The sequence below is a fragment of the Polaromonas sp. P1_E3 genome, assembly GCF_056405935.1.
This window is the reverse complement of sequence record NZ_JBFUBD010000044.1, coordinates 1-19,970: the sequence shown is the minus strand read 5'-3', so window position 1 is coordinate 19,970 and position 19,970 is coordinate 1. Positions and strand designations below refer to the sequence as shown.

Below are 19,970 nucleotides of genomic sequence, written 5' to 3'. Positions count from 1 at the left end.
TGCAGGAGCTGCCCAGCCGCGAGAACAGATTGCCCAGCAAACCGATGCTGAGCGTGGGAATCGAGAACAGCCGGGGCGAAAAAAGCGGATCCGGCCGTTTCGCCGCGTGCAGCCAGTACGCGGTAAGACTGGCCATGCCGAACACCAGCAGCACCAGCACACTGGCCTGCTTCAGGCCCAGGCCTGACAGCCCGTCCACCGCCAGCGATACAGCCACCATGCCGAAGGCAAGGAACAGATAGCCCGGCAGGTCAAAGCGTGGCATCTGCAGCCGCGGGTTGTCCTGCATATAAAACATCGTCGCAATTCCCCCCAGCAGCCCCACCGGAATGTTGATGAGGAACACCCAGTGCCACGTGGCCACCTCGACCAGCCAGCCACCCAGAGTGGGACCTATCAGCGGGCCGATCAGGCCCGGGATGGCAATGAAGCTCATGGCCTGCAAGAAGCGCTCGCGCGGGAAGGCGCGCAGCACGGCGAGCCGTCCCACCGGCAGCAGCAGCGCCCCGCCCATGCCTTGCACCACCCGCGCCGCCACCAATTGCACCAGGTTGCCCGACAGCGCGCAGGCAATCGATCCAGCGACAAACAGCGAAATGGCCCCCACGTACACCCGGCGCGTGCCGAAGCGGTCGGCGATCCAGCCGGACGCGGGAATCAGCATGGCCATGGTGAGCGAATAAGCCACCACCACTGATTGCATGCGCAGCGGGCTTTCGCCAAAGCTGCGCGCCATGGCCGGCAAGGTGGTGTTGACGATGGTGGCGTCCAGCGTCTGCATGAAAAAGCCGATGGCTACCAGCCAGAGCAGCATGCGCAATGATTTTTGTTCTGTCTGCATGGATGAGAGATGAAATAAGGCGGACTTGGTTCAGCGTATTGAAGAGCATTGAACAGAAGGAAAAGAAACGGCGCACAGCAAAAAGCCGCCTCAAGGGCGGCTTTTTTAGCGGGGTGCGGGGTTCGCCTCAGGCAGAGAAGCTGGATCCGCAGCCGCAGGTGCTGGTGGCGTTGGGGTTCTTGATGACGAACTGGGCGCCTTCAAGGTCGTCCTTGTAGTCGATTTCGGCGCCCACCAGATATTGGTAGCTCATGGCATCGATCAACAGCGACACGCCGTTTTTGGTCATGGTGGTGTCGTCTTCATTGGTGATTTCATCGAAGGTGAAACCGTACTGGAAACCGGAGCAACCACCGCCCTGCACAAAAACACGCAGCTTCAGGTCCGGGTTACMTTCCTCGGCGATCAGCTCGGCCACTTTGGAAGCGGCGCTGTCAGTGAAGACAAAGGGGGCAGGCATTTCAGTCTGGATATTTTCGGCAACAGCACTCATGGGGAACTCCAATATATCTAGGCGAATAGTGCGAACCAGGTTCGCGATTCGGGGCTTTCAGCCTCTGGTGGCACTTGTGGGCAAATAGTACAGCAATTCAATCAACCATAACGCCCATGCGTGTTAGGCCATGCGGTCTATTTGTGAGCGCTTACTCGCCCATTTCACCCCAACCACTCAGATGTTGTTGGCAGCCAGCTTGAGCGTGGGTTTTTCTTCCAGTTCCGCATGGCTTGTAGCGCGCAACTGTCCAAAGATGACGGCGCCCTGGTGCATTTCAAGCGCCTTATAAGACACGTCGCCCTCGATTTTGGCTTTGGGCTGCAATTCAAGCAGCTCGGACGCGTGGACTGGGCCCATCACCCGGCCGTTGATGATGACGTGGTCGGCATGAATATGGCCGGTCACCGTGGCTGACTCGCTGATCACCAGGATGCTGGAGCTGCCTTCGGCGGCGCGAATGTCGCCGATCACTTCGCCGTCAATCCGCAAGCCGTCGGTGAACTTCAGGTTGCCCTCAATGCAGCTGCCTTGGGCGATCAGGCTTTTGATGGGTGGCTGCTTCTTTTTTCCAAACATACAAGATTCCTGTGCTGGGTCGGCGTGACGGTGGGTGGGTGGGATTGGCGGGGGTTCAAAGCTTGAAGGTCTGGGCGGATCTGACCGCGGTACCCTCAATGACTTTAGCTGTAACTGTTTGTACCATGGCTTGGGGGGGCAAGTCGAGGACACCTTCCACACGAAGATACTGTTTGAACTGTAAAGTTTGCGGTCCGCCGGGCAAATTCATCATCCATGGCTTTCCGTCCATCGTGCCATGGACTGTCAGGTCCAGTTTTCCGTTGAAATTGGGCGCACCTTTGACGGGCTGGATGACCAGCAGCTGCCATTTGAGCTGGGTTCCTGACAACACCTCCGCCTGCAGGCTGCGAATGGCGACAACCTCGGCACTGCCGGCCGGCAAAAGCTTCTCGAAAAATCCCAGGTCGTCACGCAAACTGCGGTTATCGCTCTCCAGCTGCCGGATCTGGCTCATCATCTTTTCCTGCACCGCCTTTTCGGCCGTGAGCAGGCTGCCCGAAGTGTTGGCGATCGATTGCGCCCTGTCACGGTCGGCGCGCAAAGTGGCCACTTCCTGACGCAACACGCTGAGCTCTTCCTTCGCATCGGTATCCACCCCCGCAATTCCCTTGCCGAATTCGAAGGCCCAGAGGGCCACAGCGGCAGAGAACCCCAACATCAGGGCCCCGGCGATCCATCGCAGAGGCCAGGGAAGCGAGCTGCGCACCGACATGCGCGGGGAACTGATCGTCAGGCGGCGGCGAAACAGGCGAAATTTCAAATCGGGGGCCCTGCAGTTTTCGGTTCGAGGAGCTGCATTGTGCACGCAGACCTCCGCCAAACCCGCCAATCCCGCCGTAAAGCCGGGTAAGGCTTTGCATCAGGAAAACTAAACGCTTACAAAGCATTGACAGGGCGTTGCGGCCGTCACACAAATGCGCCGCCCATGAAAAAAGCCGCCAGGTAAACCAGGCGGCTTTTTGGGGAACAGCGAAAGCGGCTAAATGTCGATTTAGCGCTTGCTGAACTGCTTGCGACGGCGAGCTGAGCGGAAACCGACTTTTTTACGTTCGACTTCACGTGCATCGCGGGTCACAAAGCCAGCCTGGCTCAGGGCCGGCTTGAGCGTTGCGTCGTAATCGATCAGGGCACGGGTGATACCGTGGCGCACTGCACCGGCCTGGCCGGACTCGCCGCCGCCGTGGACGTTGACCATGATGTCAAACGTCTCGACGTGGTTCGTCAGAAACAGGGGCTGGCGGCAGATCATGATCGAGGTTTCACGACCGAAGAACACCTGGATGTCACGGTCATTGATCGTGATCTTGCCGGTGCCTTTTTTGATAAACACACGGGCGACGCTGGATTTGCGACGGCCGGTGCCATTGTTCCATTCACCAATCATCAATGGCTCCTTAGATGTCCAGCACTTTAGGCTGTTGGGCGGTATGCGGGTGCTCTGCACCACCGTACACCTTGAGTTTCTTGATCATGGCGTAGCCGAGCGGGCCCTTGGGCAGCATGCCCTTGACGGCTTTTTCCAAAGCGCGGCCGGGGTGCTTGGCTTGCATGTCGCGGAAATTGGTGGCAGTGATGCCGCCTGGATATCCGGAATGGCGATAGTAGATCTTGTCAGTCGACTTGGCGCCGGTGACGCGCAGCTGGGCTGCATTGATGATGACGATGAAGTCACCGGTATCGACGTGAGGCGTATAAATGGCCTTGTGTTTGCCGCGCAAACGGAGAGCAACTTCGCTGGCTACTCGTCCGAGGACCTTGTCGGTCGCGTCAATCACAAACCACTCGTGCGTCACGTCAGCGGGTTTTGCGCTGAACGTTTTCATGAGTTTTCTTTCGAAAAATGGTTTGTCGGGTTCTTTTCTGCGGTCGGTGTTCTTCTGATGAGAACCTCTTAGGCAGTATGGTTAAGCATGTTATTGCTCCTCTGCCGCGGAACCACTAGGCGCTGCAGAGCCCACGATTATATGAAAAATCAAGGACTTGCGTCAATATTCAGCCGGTTTTGAGGCAATTTTGCCTGGCGAGAAGGTAGGATAGCCCCATGTTTTCCTATCGCCACGCCTTCCACGCAGGCAACCACGCCGACGTGCTCAAGCACACCACGCTGATCGCGTTGATGAAGTACCTGACCCAGAAAGACACGGCCCTGACCGTGATCGACACCCATGCGGGCGCAGGCCTGTACCGGCTGGACGGCGACTACACCGAAACCAGCGGGGAAGCGCAGGAAGGTATCTTCAGGCTGCTTTCCGGTCAAAAAACACCTATTGCGCCTGCAGCGCCCGCCAAACGTGCGCAAGCAGCTATCAAAACCGTAGCAACCGCCGCAACCAAACCGGCCGCCGGCGCATGGGCGCCTGCGTTGCAGGACTATATTGACGTGTTGCGCGGCCTGAACCCCCATTTCGCCGAAACCGGCGATGTTGCGCACCTGAAAATTTACCCCGGCTCGCCGTTCATCGAACAGCAATTCCTGAGCGGGCGCGACAAGCTCAAGCTGTTTGAGCTGCACCCGACCGACTACAAGTCGCTTTCGGGCAACATCGAGCAGCTGGGTGTCGGCCGCCAGGTGGCGGTTTCCCGTGAAGACGGCTTTGAAGCCCTGAAGACATTCCTGCCACCGCCCGCCCGCCGGGCCATGGTCCTGTGTGATCCCAGCTATKAAATGAAGAGCGACTACGCCCGCGTGTCAGCCTGCATGGCAGATGCCGTCAAGCGTTTTGCGACCGGAACCTATGTGGTCTGGTACCCCATCATCCCGCGGCCGGAAGCCCATGACCTGCCTCGCAAGCTCAAGACTCTTGCCGTCAAGGCCGGCCGAAGCTGGCTAAACGCCGCTTTAACGGTTAAATCGAGCAAATTAACCACAGATACCGCCGGCGAGGTCGTGCGACCAGGTCTTCCGGCCAGCGGTATGTTTGTCATCAATCCCCCGCACACGCTCAAGGCGGAACTGCAGGCGGCCTTGCCGCAAATGGTGGCCCTGCTGGGGCAAGACCGCAATGCGGGCTTTACGCTCGAGCACGGCGGCTAGGTTTCCTGGCATCCACGCCTTCGCAGGCGGCGTTGCTGTGGTGCCGGCAGCTGTTATGCCATGTTGGCCGAGTTGTACGCCCAGACTTTCCAGTCTTTACCGCCGCAGTGAGTTGTGGCAAGGTTGCCTACCGAAGCCTGCGCCTCTATTTCCTTTTCTTTTTTCCGGCCCTCCCGCTCCATCCGGCGCTCCACTATCCACATGCCCGCCCAGGCTCAAGCCCTCCCCCCAGCCGTTCCGGGCACCCCCGGCAGGGGGCCGCGCGTGAGTGGAAAACCGGCCAGGCCCGCTGACAAAGGGACAGAGGCTGCCGCGCCAGCCGGCAAGGCATCGGCGTTGGCAGAGGACGTGGAGAATGAAATCGAACGCCGGGTTGCGCTTCGCACACAGGAACTTCGCGCGTCGCTGACACGCTACCAGACCATGGTGGACCTCGCCACCGAAAATATCTGCGTCGGGCAGGAAGGCCTGCTGCGCTTTGCCAATCCGCCGTGCCTGGCCCTGCTGGGCACGCAGGCCGGCGCCATGGCAGACCGGCCCATGATCGAATTCATTCACCCGGAAGACCGCGAGTTTGTTTCCGGCAAGCACAAGCTGCGCGCCGCGGGCAACGTCGTCCCGGCCTTTGAGGCGCGGTTCCAGCGCGACGACGGCACCATTTCCTGGGTGGAAATCAATGGTGTGCTGGTGGACTGGGAAGGTGCGCCGGCGGATCTTTTCTTCCTGAAGGATGTCACCGAACGCAAACGGCTGGAGGCCCTGACCCGCTCAGCTGCCGAGCGCTACCGCGCGGTCGTGGAAAACGTCAACGACGTGATCCTCGTCGTGCAAAAAGGCATCGTGCGCTTTTCCAACGCCAGCGCCCAGGCCATGTTCGGCCACACGCTGACCGGCCTGCCGTCGCTGCACCTGATCCATCCCGACGACCGGCGCATGGTGCAGCGCCAGCGCGAGCTTATGCAGTCAGGCACCATGGTCAGAGCCTACGAGGCCCGTTTCATCACGCCACCGCGCGAAACGATGACGCCGGAGCTGCGCACCGGCTGGGCCAGCATCTACGGCACACGGATTGAGTGGGACGGCGAGCCCGCGCTGCTCGTGCTCATGTCCGACATCAGCGAGCGCCGCCGGCTGGACCAGGAGCTGAAGACGGCGCTGACGCAGCGCGAAGCCATTCTTGAGACCACCGCCGTCGGTGTCACCTTCCTCAAAGGCCGTCGCTACCAGTGGCTGAACCGCACGCTGGCCGCCATGCTGGGCTACAGCCCCGCCGAGCTGCTGGGCCAGGAAACGCGCGTGCACTACCCCAGCGATGAGGACTTCGAACACATCGGCGAACTCGCCTACGCGCAGATCGCGCAAACCGGGTCGTTCTCGCTGGAAGCCCGCATGCGCCGCAAGGACGGCGAACTGATCTGGGTTCAGCTGGACGGCTCGGCGATCGACCGCAACCGCCCTCAGGAAGGCTCGGTGTGGACCTATGCGGACATCACGCAGCGCAAGGCAGCCGACGCGGAAGCCCGGCGCACCCTGGTGCGCGAAAGAGAATTGGGTGAGCTCAAAACGCGCTTCGTGTCGATGGCCTCACATGAATTCCGCACGCCGCTCGCCACCATTCTTTCGTCCGCCGAACTGATCGAGCACTACGGCGAAAAAATCACCCACCGGGAGCGCCAGGAGATCATGGCCGACCTCGTGGTCGCGGTCAAACGCATGCAGGGCATGCTTGAAGACATGCTCACCGTCGGTCAGGCCGACGCCGGCAAACTCAAGCTCAACCTGCAGGCGCTGGACATCGCCGCGCTGTGCCGCAAGCTCGTCACCGAAATGCACACCAGCGACGCCGGCCAGCACGCGATTGAATTTGAGGCCCCCATCGGCCACGACGCTTTTTCGCAGCTGGTCATGCTCGACGAGCGGCTGGTCCGGCACATTGCCAGCAACCTGCTGGCCAATGCCTGCAAGTATTCGCCCGCGGGCAGCGTGGTGGTGCTCACGCTGGACCGCCGGCATGACGAGTCCGGGGACCACCTGATACTGCGCGTCAGTGACGAAGGCATAGGCATCCCTCCGTCAGACCTGCCGCGCCTGTTTGAGAGCTTTCACCGCGGCTCCAACGTGGGCAACCGCCAGGGTTCCGGGCTGGGCCTGGCCATTGTCAAACACGCGGTTGACCTGCATCACGGCAAAATCGAGGTGGCAAGCATGCCGGGAGCGGGCACACAGTTCACGATCAGCCTGCCCATTTTTCAAGGAAACCCATGACCCTGATCCTGATCGTTGAAGACGACGACGCCATCCGCAGCAACATCGTGCGGCTGCTCAAGCTGGAAGGTTTTGAGACGGCCGCAGCCGCAGACGGCCGGCAAGGCCTGGAGCAGGCCCGTGCAAGCCGCCCCGACCTGATCGTCTCCGACGTGGGCATGCCGGGCATGAACGGGTTCGAGCTGCTGGCGGCGGTGCGCGCCGACCCGTTGCTGGTGAACACCCCCTTCATGCTGCTGACCGCGCTGGACGATCGCGAAAGCATGCGCCGCGGCATGACGGCCGGCGCCGATGACTACTTGTCAAAACCCTTCAGCCGCGCCGAACTGCTGGACGCCGTCAACGCGCAGCTGAAGAAAAAAGAACGGGTGCGTGAAGCCATTGATTCGGGTGTGGCCGCCGGCGAAGAACGCCTGCGTGCGGCTTTTGCCAGCCGCATCAGCGGCAGCCGCCCTGACAGCGTGCCGGTTGACATTCCCCCCAGCGCGCAAACGGAGGAAATCGCCAACGCCACCGTGCTGGTGGCCAGCATCCGCAACTTCACCTCGCTGGCTGAAAAACTCAATGCTGCGGAGGTGTCGCAACTGCTCACCGAATACTTTGAGCGCATCTCCGAGCCCGTGCTGAAAAWCAGCGGACGGCACATCAAGTTTGTGGGCGATGGGCTGATGGCGGTGTTTGTCGACACCGCCTCCGGTTCGCCGCTGCCGGCCCCGCGCCGCGCCATTTCAGCGGCCCTGGCCATGGCGCTGGCCACCCATGAATTCCGCGACTGGCTGGAGCAGCGCTTCGGCGGGCGCGCCCTGCCGCCGTTTGCCATGGGTATCGGTATCCACAGCGGCGCCGTCACGCTGTGCCAGCTCGGCACGCAGCAAACCAAGGAACTCACGCCCGTCGGCGAAACCGTGACGCTGGCCTCGCGGCTGGAAGACGCCACCGAGGAAAAGGGCTGGACGATGATGGCCAGCGAACAAACGCTCGGCGAAGCCGGCACCGGCATCCAGACCGGCATCCACACCTCGCTTACGCTCCCCGGACGCAACCTCGCCATCGATGTGGCCGAGGTCACGGGCCTCATCACCACCATGGAAGACAAGATCCACGGCATGGCCAGCCTGACCGRACGCGCCAGCGAGATCAGCGACGCCGTGCGCGCCAATTCGGACATCACCGCACGCGCAGTCAAAGGCGCACTGGATGCCAAGCTCTCGGCGCTGAAAGACCTGCGCTTTGACACCAGCAGCGAGCCTGTGCGCCTGAAGGGCTACCGCATCACGCGCAAGATCGGCGCGGGCGGCATGACCGAGGTCTACCTCAGTGAACGCGAATCCGACGGCCTGCCGATCGTGCTCAAGGTACTGGACTCGCGTGGCAAGGAAGCTTCGGAGCACCTGGTGCGTTTCATCCAGGAGTACGCCCTGCTCTGCAAGATCGACCATCCCCACGTGATCAAGATCTATGACCAGGGCTTCACCGACGAGCACGCCTATATCGCGATGGAATACTTCGAACGCGGCGACCTGCGCAGCCTGTTCGGCCCCAACCTGGCCCGCTCGGAGGCGCTGACGGTGGCGCGCGAAGTCGCACAGGCGCTGTCGGCCATCCATGCGCACGGCATCGTGCACCGCGACATCAAGCCGGAAAACGTCATGCTGCGTGCCGACGGCAGTGTGGCGCTGGCCGACTTCGGGATTGCCAAGTCGATGTTGCAGGCCCCCAGCATGGGCCTGACGCAAACCCACCACGGCGACGTCGTGGGAACGCCCTATTACATGAGCCCCGAGCAGRCCACCGGCCGCAAGGTGACGGCCCAGTCCGACCTCTACAGCCTGGGTGTCATGCTGTTTGAAATGCTGGCCAACCGCCGGCCCTACATTGCCGAGTCGCTCGAACTGCTGCTCGCCAAGCACCTGAACGCCGACACCCCCGCACTGCCCGAAGTGCATGCGGAATTGCAAGGCGTCGTCAACAAGCTGATGGCCAAGAACCCCGAGCACCGCTACGAATCCGCTGAAGCCTTTTTGATCGAACTCGAATCCATCGCGCCCGCACCCGAAATCATTTTGTAAAAAGGCCCACCCCCGTCTAGGGGGCGGCGCCTGGGCCGGCAAAGCCGGACCCTCGGCCCCCACTGGTGAAATATCTCCATCGCTGGTCGCACCCACAGAACTCTTCAAGCCAGCATGAGCCGCRGGACYGGCTTTGCCRGACYGCAGGCGGGCGGCCCCCTCGGGGGGCAGGGASCTACACGAAGTGAGCGACCGTGGGGGCCATATCCTGCGTGGGGGCTAATACCGCAGCGCGGTACTTTTGCCCCAGAACACGCGATAGGCGAACACGGTGTAGCCGATGATCATCGGCAGCACCACCGCTGCGCCGGCCAGGATCACGCCCATGGCCTCGGGCGCACTGGCCGATTGCCAGATCGTCAGCTTGTCGATCACCAGCCACGGGAACAGGCTGTAGGCCAGGCCATAGAAGGCCAGCAAAAACACGCCGACCGTCGCCCCGAATGGCACCCATGCGCCGTATTCATTGCCTTGTGCCAGCCGCACCGGCAGGCGTTGCAGGCTGCGGAAAATCACGCCAAACAGGACGGCGGTGGCCGCCGGGATCGGCAGCAGCAGCACGATGTTCGGAAACGAAAACCATTTATCAAAAATGCTGTGGCTCACCAGTGGCGTGGCCACCGAGATGGCGGCGATGCCGGCCATGGTGAACAGCAGGCTGCGCCTGGCCCAGCGCACGGCTTGCAGCTGCAATTCGCCTTCGGATTTGATGATGAGCCAGCCAGCGCCCAGCAGGCAATACGCCGCAACCAGCGCTGCGCCGATGACGGCATTGAACACGATGGTCCACCACGTCGCCGCGAAGCCGGTGATCAGCGAGCCGAGCATGTAGCCCTGGGACCAGCTGGCGATCAGCGAACCCGCAAAGAACGCGCGGTTCCACAGCGGCTTGAGCGCAGCGCGTGCCTTGACGCGAAAGTCGAACGCCACGCCGCGCAGGGTCAGCCCGATCAGCATCATCGCCACCGGCAGGTACAGCGCACCCAAAATCACACCGTGCGCCAATGGGAACACGGTCAGCAGAATGCCCACGCCCAGCACCAGCCAGGTTTCATTGGCATCCCAGAAGGGGCCGATGCTGGCAATCATGGTGTCCTTGTCTTCCTCGCTGGCGCGGTGCATCAGCACGCCAACGCCGAGGTCATAACCGTCCAGGATCACATAGGCCAGCATGGCCAGGCCCATGACGACCAGAAACACGATGGGCATCCAGCCGGCAGCCTGGGTCAGGTCGGGGGCAAGTTCAAGCATGGGTTTCTCCAGCGGGTTTGACGTTGCGGTTGGCGTCCGGGTTAGGGTAGTTCACCGGGTTGAGCGTGTCTTCCATGCCGGCGCCGAAAGGCTTGTCGGCATGCGTGCGGTGGCGCGCCAGGTAAAACACCACGGAGATATACGCGGCGATCAGCGCCAGGTACAACACCAGGTACAGCGTCAGCGTCAGGGCGATGCGCGGCGCCGGCACTTTCGACGCGGCATCAGCCGCCGTCAGAACGCCCGTCACCAGCCAGGGCTGGCGCCCGATCTCCGTCACGTACCAGCCGGCGACCAGCGCGATCCAGCCGGCAAACGTCATGGCGACCAGCAGCCGTGCGTGCCACACCGTCAGTTCCCGGGATGGGTCTTTCTTCCAGGGTGCGAGCCGAAGCACGCTGGCCCAGCTGACCAGCAACATCAGCATGCCGACACCCACCATGATGCGAAAGGCCCAGAACACCGGCGCCACAGGCGGGTGCTTGCCCTCGAACTCGTTCAGGCCCTTGACCTCGCCGTCCAGGCTGTGTGTGAGGTAGAGCGATGCCAGCTTGGGAATGCCGATTTCGTAATGGTTGGAGCGGCTGGCCTGGTCGGGCAGCGCAAACAGCACCGCGGGCACGCCTTTTTGTGTTTCCCAGATGCCCTCCATCGCCGCCAGCTTGGCCGGCTGGTGCTCCATGGTGTTGAGGCCGTGCAGGTCGCCCGCGATGATCTGCAGCGGGATCAGCATGGCGGCGAGGTAGATGCCGGTTTTCAGCCCCGCGATCACCTCGGCGCCGCGGTCATTGCGCAGCCAGCGGTAGGCCGACACGCCCGCCACCAGAAAAGACACCGTCAGCCCCGACGCCAGCAGCATGTGCGTAAGGCGGTAAGGAAAGGACGGGTTGAAGATCACCTGGAACCAGCTCGTCACATGCGCCTGCCCGTTGATCATTTCAAAACCCGCCGGCGTCTGCATCCAGGAGTTGAGCGCCAGGATCCAGAACGCGGACAGCGTGGTGCCGCCCGCCACCAGCAGCGTGGCGATGGTGTGCATGGTCTCACTCACGCGTTCACGCGCGAACAGCATCACGCCCAGCATGGTGGCCTCCAGGAAGAAGGCGGTGAGCACTTCGTAGGCCAGCAGCGGCCCGGCGATGTTGCCGACCTTCTGCATGTAGCCCGGCCAGTTGGTGCCGAACTGAAAGCTCATGGTGATGCCGCTGACCACGCCGAGGGCAAACGTCAGCGCGAAAATTTTCACCCAGAACTGGTAGGCGTCCATCCAGTACTGCGCTTTGGTTTTCACGAAGCGCAGCTTGAAGTACAGCAGCACCCAGCCCAGCGAAATGCTGATGGTGGGAAACAGGATGTGGAAGGTGATGTTGGCCGCGAACTGGATGCGGGCCAGCAGGAATGCGTCTAAACCGTCCATCATCAACTCCTGTTGTCGTCATCGGAAGGGCTTGCCGGCAATGCCGCAGGCCCGGCAGGTTCTGCTGGCTGTACCGCCACTTTGGGGGAGGCGCCGCGGCCTGTCAAACCGGCCTTCATGCTGCTGGCGACCTTGTCTTTCACCTCCAGCAGCTTCTGCACCTTGGCACCCATCTTCATCAGGCTCATCAGCGTGGCCGAGTCCATCTTCTGCACGTCAGCCAGCCAGCCCGTCATCAGCTCGATCAAATCGTGCATCTGCTTCATGCGCGCCTGGGCGTGAATATCGTCCTGATTGGCCGGGTGTTCCATCAGCGCATCGCGCAGCATCGACAGCGTCGGGTCAATTTCACGTTTGCGGCGTTCCTCGGCCAGCGTGCGAAAGATCGCCCAGACGTCTTCCGGCGCACTGAAATATTCGCGCCTGTCATTCGGCAGATGCTGCAGCCGCACCAGGTTCCACGACTGCAATTCCTTCAGCCCCATACTGACGTTGGACCGCGAAAACGCCAGCGCCTCGCCGATTTCATCGGCATTCAGGGCACGCGGCGAGACATACAGCAAGGCATAAATCTGCCCAACCGTCCGGTTAATGCCCCAACGGCTACCCATTTCACCGAAATGGAGGACAAAACGCTGGGTCAGGGGGGCAAGGTTCATGGCCGGCTTCTTTGGTTTATTGAATTTTCAGGAATTACTGAAATTCTAATAAATTGAAACGATTTGCGCTGGCGACTGGATTGACCCTGCGTCGAGCCGGGTGAAGCCGGATGAAGCGGGCGAACCTTGACCTGACTCAACGCCCGCGGTGACAACGCGGGCATCGCGTAGATCGTCGAGATGCTATCGAATTAATAGCTGCTTGCGCTCATCCCCGTTGGGCTAAAGGCCAATTTCATACATAAAAGCCGCCAGGCAGGGTCCCAAGCGGGTTCAGAACGTTCAGGGCGACCCGACGCTGTTTCCCGAGCAGTTTCATGACTATTTTTAACACCAGACTCGCCTCCAAGCCGATGCAGGACTTGCGCGACGCAAAGGCTGGTTGCCGGTTCGGGTCAGCGCTATTGGCAAGCCCGGCGCAACATGGGCATACTGGCCCGCCCCTACACAACACCCCAAAAAAGGATTCCATGCGCCATACCACCACCGTCCTCGGCTTTTCCGTCACCGTTGCCTTTGTGGCCGGAATTGCGTTGTCACCGCTGGCCCAGCACGCCCTGCCCGATGCGCATGCGCAGGCCGTGCCCCTGGCGCCGGCGATGATTGACCTCGCGGCGCTCAAGCACGGCGACATTCCCACCACCCCCAATCCTGAAATGAACGCCAGGGGCCTGGTCATCACCGACAACGCCACCATCGGCATTCAGTCCGGCAACGTGGCCAAACACATTCACCCGAAAACCGACGAGATCCAGTACATCATTGAAGGCAGCGGCGCCATGTGGCTGGGCGGCGAGCGCAAGGAGTTCAAGCCGGGCACGCTGATCATCATTCCCAAAGGCACGGCCCACGGCGGCACGCTGGTGACCAGCGGGCCTGTGAAGGCGCTGGCCATCAAGATCCCACCCCAAGCCAGGGACGACGTGACTTTTGTGAACTGAGCGGGCGCGCCTCGCCAGCGGGGCGATTCAGCGCGGCGTACGCGGTGCCGCTGGGCGCCGCCTTGGAGGCGGGCGCTTCCGGGCCGCAGGCGCAGGCGTTGTCGCGACCTCCGGCGTGGACTCCGGCACCAGCAGCACAACTTCTTTCAGCCCCATGCCCAGCATGCCAAGCTCTTCCGCCGCGGCACGGCTCAGGTCGATGATGCGGTTGCCGCTGTAGGGCCCGCGGTCGGTGATGCGCACATCGACATCACGGCCGTTGACCAGGCTGTGGACACGCACCATGGTGCCAAAAGGCAGCGTGCGGTGCGCAGCAGTGAACTCCTGCATGTCAAAGCGTTCTCCGCTGGCGGTGCGCCGGCCGTTAAAACGCGGGCCATACCAGGACGCCTGGCCGCGCTGGAATTCGCGGGGCACTTCGCCGGCAAGCAGCGATGGCCTGGGTGCAGCGGCGGAAGGCGGCACCTCGTCGGCCATCTCACCGGTCGCGGGTGATGCATCGGTGGCGGGCCGTGAAGGACGCGGCGCCGGTGCAGCAGCACCAGTGCCCGGCGCGGTGGAGGGTTTGTTTGGTGGCGGCGTGGTGCACGCGGCCAGCAAGGCCAGCAGCACCGCAGCACTGAGGGTGACGGCAGACCGGCGGGCACCCTGCTGCATGGATGGCAGCCTCAGGCGCGCTGCAGCCGCCCGATGATTTCCGTCGTCGCCGCGGCCTGGTTCATCGTGTAGAAATGAATGCCGGGCACGCCGGCTGCGTACAACTGCTCGCACAAACCGCTGATCACATCAAGGCCGAAGCTCTTGATCGACGCGGTGTCGTCGCCAAAGCCCTGCAGGCGCAGGCGGATCCAGCGCGGAATCTCGGCACCGCAGGCATCGGAAAACCGCATGAGTTGCGTGGAGCTGGTGATCGGCATGATGCCTGGCACGATGGGCACGTCCACACCCAGGGCCTGCGCGTCGTCGACAAAACGGTAGTAGGCGTCAGCATTGAAGAAGTATTGCGTGATCGCCGAGTTGGCGCCGGCCTTGACCTTTTGCACAAAGGCCTGCAGGTCGGCATCGGCCGATCTGGCCTGGGGATGTATCTCGGGATAAGCGGCCACTTCAATATGGAAGGCGTCGCCGGTTTCGGCGCGGATAAACGCCACCAGGTCGCTGGCGTAATGAAACTCACCGCCCGCGCCGTAGCCGCTGGGAAGGTCACCGCGCAGGGCCACCAGGCGTTTCACACCCATGATCTGCAAGGTGGTGAGCTGCTGGCGCACGGTGGCCTTGGTGGCGCCCACGCATGAGAAATGGCAGGCAGCGGACACGCCTTCGGCCAGGATCTCGCTCACCGTGCCAAAGGTGCCGTCCTGCGTGGAGCCGCCGGCGCCGAAAGTGACCGAGCAGAACTCGGGCTTGTGCGCATACAAGGCCTGGCGCGTCGCGCGGAGCTTTTCAGCGCCTTCAGGCGTCTTGGGCGGAAAGAATTCAAAGCTGAGGGGCAGGTTCATCTCGGATCTCACTCGTTGTTATTTGCCGTGGTTCGCCGTTGTGGGCCGTCACTCACCGGCATCGGTATTTTTGTCACGCCGTTTGCCTCGCGCAGGGCCAGGCTGGCCGGCATGCGCAAGTTCGGAGTCTTCGTGCGGCGCGCGGGCGGCGCGCAGTTCGCTGCGGGGCACGCGCTTGGCAACCTTGCGCTGCGGCGCGGCCGGCAGCGGCTGGTCTTCGCCGTCCACGTGCTGGCCCTTGACCGCCTGGATAAAAAATTCGCGGTTGCCGTCGCCGCCTTCAATCGGCGACGCCAGCCAGGCTTTCACTTCCAGCCCCAGCGCCGCGCACGCATCGCGCAAGCGCTTTTCCACAAATTCAAAATGCGCAGGGTCGCGCACGATGCCGCCTTTGCCGATCTGGCCGGGCTGCAGTTCAAACTGCGGCTTCACCAGCATGAGCAAATCGCCTCGGGGCTTGAGCAGGCGAACCACCGCAGGCAACACCAGCGTGAGCGAAATGAAAGACAGGTCGCCGGTCAGGAAGTCGAAGTTGGCTTCTGTTACCGGGCTCGCTTCATCCAGGTCAGCGTCATCCTCATCGCCATCGAAGTCATCGGAAAAATCCATGCCGCTGTCGCCCGCATGGCCGGCCACCAGGTCGGCGGCGGTCATGGAACGGGCATTCAAGCCCTCGACGCACACCACACGCGGGTCTTCACGCAGGCTGGCGTGCAGCTGGCCGTGGCCCACATCGACGCCCACCACCTGCACGGCGCCATGCTGCAACAGGCAATCGGTAAAACCGCCAGTGGATTGGCCCACGTCAAGGCAGCGCAAGCCGTCCACCTTCAGGCCCGTGGCTTTCAGCGCGCCTTCGAGCTTGAGCCCGCCGCGCGAGATGTATTTCGCTTCGGTGGTGTCCAGCAACTGCAGCTCGGCGCCAGGCGGAATCTCGTCGCCATTTTTGGCGACCTTCTTCCAGGCTGCGTCGGCTTCAGGGCGCCATTGCACCCCCGACGCAATCAGGCGCTGGGCTTGAGAGCGCGTGGCGGCATGGCCGTGTTCGACGAGGAATAGGTCAGCGCGCATATAGTGTTCCGGTATTCCAGCAACAGCCTCAAGGGCGTAGTGAGCGGCCCGAGAGCAAGGCGCGGGCGTCAGGCAACCGGAGTGCACTTGATGTGCACGAGGATTGCCTGATCGGGACCCGCAACGCCGCTATCGGGTCGCGCAGTAGCCAGGAAGCTTAATAGCGGTAAGTGTTGGCCTTGTATGGGCCGGCTTTGCTCACGCCGATGTAAGCCGCCTGCTCGTCGCTCAATTCAGTCAGCACAGCGCCGACCTTCTTGAGGTGCAAACGCGCGACCTTTTCGTCGAGGTGCTTGGGCAGCACATAAACCTTGCCCACTTCGTAAGCGTCTTTTTTGGTGAACAGCTCGATCTGGGCGATCGTCTGGTTCGCAAAGCTCGACGACATGACGAAGCTCGGGTGGCCCGTGCCACAGCCGAGGTTGACGAGGCGGCCCTTGGCCAGCAGGATGATGCGCTTGCCGTCCGGGAAGATCACGTGGTCGACTTGCGGCTTGATCTCTTCCCACTTGCACTTCTCGAGCGCAGCAACGTCAATTTCGTTGTCGAAGTGGCCGATGTTGCAGACGATGGCCTGGTCTTTCATGGCGGCCATGTGTTCATACGTGATGACGTTCTTGTTGCCGGTGGCGGACACAAAGATGTCGGCCTTGTCGGCAGCGTATTCCATGGTCACGACCTTGTAGCCTTCCATCGCGGCCTGCAGGGCGTTGATCGGGTCGATCTCGGTCACCCACACCTGGGCGCTCAGTGCGCGCAGAGCCTGTGCGGAGCCCTTGCCCACGTCGCCGTAACCGGCCACGAGTGCGACCTTGCCGGCGACCATCACGTCGGTGGCGCGCTTGATGGCGTCAACCAGGGATTCGCGGCAGCCGTAGAGGTTGTCGAACTTGCTCTTGGTCACGGAATCGTTCACGTTGATGGCGCGCAGGGCCAGCGTGCCCTTGGCCGACATTTCATTCAGGCGCAGCACACCGGTGGTGGTTTCTTCGGTCACGCCGATGATGTTTTTCAGGCGGCGGCTGTACCAGGTAGGGTCTTGCGCCAGCTTGGCCTTGATCGAATTGAAGAGGCAGATTTCTTCTTCGCTGCCGGGCTTGGAGATCAGGCTGGCGTCTTTCTCTGCCTTGGTGCCCAGGTGCATCAGCAGCGTCGCGTCGCCGCCGTCGWCCAGGATCATGTTGGGGCCTTCTTCAGGCGTGCCCTTGGCGCCGTTGAATTCGAAGATCTTGTGCGTGTAGTCCCAGTAGTCGGCCAGGGTTTCGCCCTTGATGGCGAACACCGGCGTGCCGGCGGCGGCAATCGCAGCAGCGGCGTGGTCTTGCGTCGAGAAGATGTTGCACGAAGCCCAGCGCACTTCGGCGCCCAGGGCTTGCAGGGTTTCGATCAGCACGCCGGTCTGGATCGTCATGTGCAGCGAGCCGGTGATGCGCGCGCCCTTCAGCGGCTGCGCCTTCGCGAATTCTTCGCGGATGGCCATCAGGCCGGGCATTTCGGTTTGCGCGATGTTCAGTTCCTTGCGGCCCCAGGCTGCAAGCGAAATATCGGCAATGGTGTAGTCGGTGGAAGGTTTCAGGACAGCGCTCATACGGTTCTCCAAATATCAAACGTCAGCTGGGCAAAATCGCCACGGGCACGGCTTTCAGGGGAAGGGAGAATTCAGTCATTCACCCGGCTTGAAAGCACATGCGGGTGAGCGTGGTTGCAATGAAGTCCTGAGCCTGGTCCACGTGATGTGGCTTGCAACGCTCCTCAGGAAAACAGATTATACCCACCCCCGCCCGAACTCACTTCGTGTAGTCCGTTCCCCCCTCTAGGGGGCGGCGCCTAGGGCCGGCGAAGCCGGACCCGCGGCCCCCACTGGTATTCCCGTTGGTTACGCCCTGTATCTTCAACCCAGCATGGGCCGCGGAACCGGCTTTGCCGGGCCACAGGCGGGCGGCCCCCTCGGCGGGCAGGGAGTTACGCGAAGCGAACGACCGTGGGGGCCATCCACCATGCGAAAATTTCACCATGCAAGAACTCCAGCGCTGGCCTGTTACAGAACGTCAACTCATCACCGGCGTCTTTACCGATATCGACGACACATTGACCACAGAGGGTGAAATCACGCCTGACGCACTGGAGGCTTTGGGTGACTTAAAAGCTGCCGGCTTCAAGGTTGTGGCCATCACCGGACGGCCTGTCGGCTGGAGCGAACCCTTCGCGGCGAGCTGGCCGGTCGATGCCATCGTGGCAGAGAACGGCGCGGTGGCGCTGCTGCCTGAGCAGGAAAAAGGCCCGCAGGCCGCACAGGGCGGGCGCAAGCAGCTATCAAAAATATACCAACAGGATCCCGCGACACGCGCTGCGAACTTCGCGCGCATGCAGGCGGTGCTGGCGCGCATCGAACGTAAAATGCCGGGTGTGACCCGCGCCACCGATTCACCGGGCCGCGAGACCGACATCGCCATCGATCACAGCGAGTTCACGCAGCTCAGCGACGCGCAAATCGCCGCCGTCGTGGCGCTCATGAAAAGCGAGGGCATGCACGCCACCGTGAGCAGCATTCACATCAACGGCTGGTATGGCGGGCATAACAAGCTGGAAGGCGCGCGCTGGATTGTTCGCCAGCTCTGGCAGCGCGACCTGGATGCCGAGATGAACCAATGGGTCTATGTGGGCGATTCGACCAACGACCAGCTGATGTTCAAGACTTTTGCCAACAGCGTGGGCGTGGCCAACATTGCGCGCTTTGTGCCGCAGCTGACAAGCCTGCCGCGCTATGTCACGCGGGGTGAGCGCGGCGCAGGTTTTACGGAAGTGGTCCGCGCGCTGCTGGATTAACCCGGCCCTCCACGCGGATAGGTTGGGTTCATCAAGCAGAAGCCGCGGAACCGGCTTTGCCGGGCCGCAGGCTTCGTCCCCTGCAAGGGGAGGGGACGCTACACAAAGTGAGCGTCAGCAGGGGTGAGCACATTTTGCTTGGCGCACCGAGCCCCAACGCAGCCAGGCGCCGAGAGCCGCCACTGCCAGCACCAGCGCGGCATAACCCTCGACCGTGGCCGGCAAACCCAGCGGCGCGATCAAACGGCCCGCCAGCATGGCCGGCACACTGAAGGCCAGGTAGCTGGTGGCATACAGCGCAGCAAACAGCTCGGCCCGCTGATGCGGCTGCGCCAGCGGCGCGAGTGTCTGCACTTGTGCGGAGAAAGCCGAGCCGCCGCCAAAACCGGCCAGCGCCGTGCCGGCAAAAAACAGCGCCACAGAGCGCGTGGCCAACGACACGACCACCAGTCCGGCGCCCACAGCCAGCAAGCTCATGCCGGCGGCGCTCATGCGCACCGGCGACAGGCTTTTCAGCAAAGTCGGTGACGCAGCGCCTAGCCCGAAGAAGGTGGCAATGGCCAGGCCGTTGACGATGCCGTCATGGATGCCGAAGATTTGCTGCAGCATGGAAGGCACCAGCGACAGGTACAGGCCTGCGAGCGACCATACCGCCAGCATTGTCGGCACGCCGCGCACAAATTCGCCGCGCGCCTGCACCGGGATCGAAATACGCGGCACCAGCGAGGCCAGTGCGCCGGGGCGCGGCGTGGCGCTTTCGGGCAGGAAGAGCGTGGCCACCGCACCTGTGACGCAAATCGCGGCCAGCACGCCGAACACCAGGGGCACCGGGTGCAGCGCAAATTTCACGGCGATGCCGGTGAGCAGCGCCCCCACGGCCAGACCCGCCAGCGGCGAAACGCTGCCGATCATTGCGCCCAGCCGTTTTTGCGCGGCCGGTGCGGCCTCTACCACCGCCGCCGTCAGCGCACCGCTGACCATACCGGTCGCAATGCCCTGCACGATGCGCGCGGTGATGATGC

At 62.3% G+C, this 19,970-nt stretch carries 19 protein-coding genes and 1 riboswitch; of the genes, 5 read left to right on the top strand and 14 right to left on the bottom strand.

The features are described 5' to 3' along the window. The 6 genes from AC1D0Z_RS08515 to rplM all read right to left on the bottom strand — a co-directional run. The coding region (locus tag AC1D0Z_RS08515; RefSeq protein WP_477657814.1) for an MFS transporter at positions 1 to 841 on the bottom strand (841 nt) is incomplete at its 3' end. 127 nt (positions 842 to 968) lie between these two features. Then, positions 969 to 1,334, bottom strand: a complete 366-nt coding sequence (gene erpA, locus AC1D0Z_RS08510) for an iron-sulfur cluster insertion protein ErpA (protein WP_477657813.1) — start codon at positions 1,332 to 1,334, stop codon at positions 969 to 971. Between the two features lie 177 nt (positions 1,335 to 1,511). Then, a complete protein-coding gene (locus tag AC1D0Z_RS08505; RefSeq protein ID WP_457282898.1) occupies positions 1,512 to 1,913 on the bottom strand; it encodes a bactofilin family protein in 402 nt (133 codons plus the stop codon). Between the two features lie 55 nt (positions 1,914 to 1,968). Further along, a complete protein-coding gene (locus AC1D0Z_RS08500) occupies positions 1,969 to 2,676 on the bottom strand; it encodes a DUF6776 family protein (protein WP_477657812.1) in 708 nt (235 codons plus the stop codon). Positions 2,677 to 2,907: 231 nt separating this feature from the next. Beyond that, on the bottom strand, positions 2,908 to 3,300 hold the full coding sequence (gene rpsI, locus AC1D0Z_RS08495; protein ID WP_007867568.1) for a 30S ribosomal protein S9: 393 nt from the start codon (positions 3,298 to 3,300) through the stop codon (positions 2,908 to 2,910). Between the two features lie 10 nt (positions 3,301 to 3,310). Then, complete coding sequence (gene rplM, locus AC1D0Z_RS08490; RefSeq protein WP_007867557.1) at positions 3,311 to 3,739, bottom strand: 50S ribosomal protein L13; 429 nt, start codon at positions 3,737 to 3,739, stop codon at positions 3,311 to 3,313. A 218-nt stretch (positions 3,740 to 3,957) separates the two neighbouring features. Here rplM and AC1D0Z_RS08485 point away from each other — a divergent pair, with 218 nt between their 5' ends. The 3 genes from AC1D0Z_RS08485 (at position 3,958) to AC1D0Z_RS08475 (ending at position 9,284) form a co-directional block, all read left to right on the top strand. Then, a complete protein-coding gene (locus tag AC1D0Z_RS08485) occupies positions 3,958 to 4,950 on the top strand; it encodes a 23S rRNA (adenine(2030)-N(6))-methyltransferase RlmJ (RefSeq protein WP_477657811.1) in 993 nt (330 codons plus the stop codon). Between the two features lie 264 nt (positions 4,951 to 5,214). Then, complete coding sequence (locus AC1D0Z_RS08480) at positions 5,215 to 7,215, top strand: sensor histidine kinase (protein ID WP_477657810.1); 2,001 nt, start codon at positions 5,215 to 5,217, stop codon at positions 7,213 to 7,215. Beyond that, positions 7,212 to 9,284, top strand: a complete 2,073-nt coding sequence (locus tag AC1D0Z_RS08475) for a protein kinase domain-containing protein (protein ID WP_477657809.1) — start codon at positions 7,212 to 7,214, stop codon at positions 9,282 to 9,284. The genes AC1D0Z_RS08480 and AC1D0Z_RS08475 overlap by 4 nt, the downstream gene beginning before the upstream one ends. A gap of 219 nt (positions 9,285 to 9,503) precedes the next feature. Here the strand turns inward: AC1D0Z_RS08475 and AC1D0Z_RS08470 are convergent, their stop codons facing one another. The 3 genes from AC1D0Z_RS08470 to AC1D0Z_RS08460 are packed head-to-tail and all read right to left on the bottom strand — an operon-like array spanning position 9,504 to position 12,611. Further along, on the bottom strand, positions 9,504 to 10,535 hold the full coding sequence (locus AC1D0Z_RS08470; protein WP_477657808.1) for a cytochrome d ubiquinol oxidase subunit II: 1,032 nt from the start codon (positions 10,533 to 10,535) through the stop codon (positions 9,504 to 9,506). Beyond that, entirely contained in the window at positions 10,528 to 11,952 is a 1,425-nt protein-coding gene (locus tag AC1D0Z_RS08465) for a cytochrome ubiquinol oxidase subunit I (protein WP_477657807.1), read from the bottom strand. Before AC1D0Z_RS08465 ends, AC1D0Z_RS08470 begins: the two co-directional genes overlap by 8 nt. Before the next feature lie 2 nt (positions 11,953 to 11,954). Then, complete coding sequence (locus tag AC1D0Z_RS08460) at positions 11,955 to 12,611, bottom strand: GbsR/MarR family transcriptional regulator (protein WP_477657806.1); 657 nt, start codon at positions 12,609 to 12,611, stop codon at positions 11,955 to 11,957. Positions 12,612 to 13,081: 470 nt separating this feature from the next. On the opposite strand from AC1D0Z_RS08460, the gene AC1D0Z_RS08455 reads away from it, so the two are divergent. Further along, positions 13,082 to 13,552, top strand: coding sequence for a cupin domain-containing protein (locus AC1D0Z_RS08455; RefSeq protein ID WP_477657805.1), 471 nt, complete (start codon positions 13,082 to 13,084; stop codon positions 13,550 to 13,552). Between the two features lie 27 nt (positions 13,553 to 13,579). Here the strand turns inward: AC1D0Z_RS08455 and AC1D0Z_RS08450 are convergent, their stop codons facing one another. The 4 genes from AC1D0Z_RS08450 to ahcY form a co-directional block, all read right to left on the bottom strand. Further along, positions 13,580 to 14,209: a septal ring lytic transglycosylase RlpA family protein gene (locus AC1D0Z_RS08450; protein ID WP_477657804.1), complete on the bottom strand. Its 630-nt coding sequence runs from the start codon at positions 14,207 to 14,209 to the stop codon at positions 13,580 to 13,582. Positions 14,210 to 14,220: 11 nt separating this feature from the next. Continuing rightward, on the bottom strand, positions 14,221 to 15,051 hold the full coding sequence (metF, locus tag AC1D0Z_RS08445; protein WP_477657803.1) for a methylenetetrahydrofolate reductase [NAD(P)H]: 831 nt from the start codon (positions 15,049 to 15,051) through the stop codon (positions 14,221 to 14,223). A 48-nt stretch (positions 15,052 to 15,099) separates the two neighbouring features. Next, a complete protein-coding gene (locus AC1D0Z_RS08440) occupies positions 15,100 to 16,122 on the bottom strand; it encodes a TlyA family RNA methyltransferase (protein WP_477657802.1) in 1,023 nt (340 codons plus the stop codon). A 157-nt stretch (positions 16,123 to 16,279) separates the two neighbouring features. Next, a complete protein-coding gene (gene ahcY, locus AC1D0Z_RS08435) occupies positions 16,280 to 17,710 on the bottom strand; it encodes an adenosylhomocysteinase (protein ID WP_477657801.1) in 1,431 nt (476 codons plus the stop codon). Positions 17,711 to 17,809: 99 nt separating this feature from the next. Further along, a riboswitch (S-adenosyl-L-homocysteine riboswitch) is annotated at positions 17,810 to 17,882 on the bottom strand. A 253-nt stretch (positions 17,883 to 18,135) separates the two neighbouring features. Here ahcY and AC1D0Z_RS08430 point away from each other — a divergent pair. After that, positions 18,136 to 18,948 (top strand): HAD-IIB family hydrolase, encoded by an 813-nt coding sequence (locus tag AC1D0Z_RS08430; protein WP_477657800.1) that lies wholly within the window; start codon positions 18,136 to 18,138, stop codon positions 18,946 to 18,948. 114 nt (positions 18,949 to 19,062) lie between these two features. On the opposite strand, the gene AC1D0Z_RS08425 is transcribed toward AC1D0Z_RS08430, so the two are convergent. Beyond that, the coding region (locus tag AC1D0Z_RS08425) for a PucC family protein (RefSeq protein ID WP_477657799.1) at positions 19,063 to 19,970 on the bottom strand (908 nt) is incomplete at its 5' end.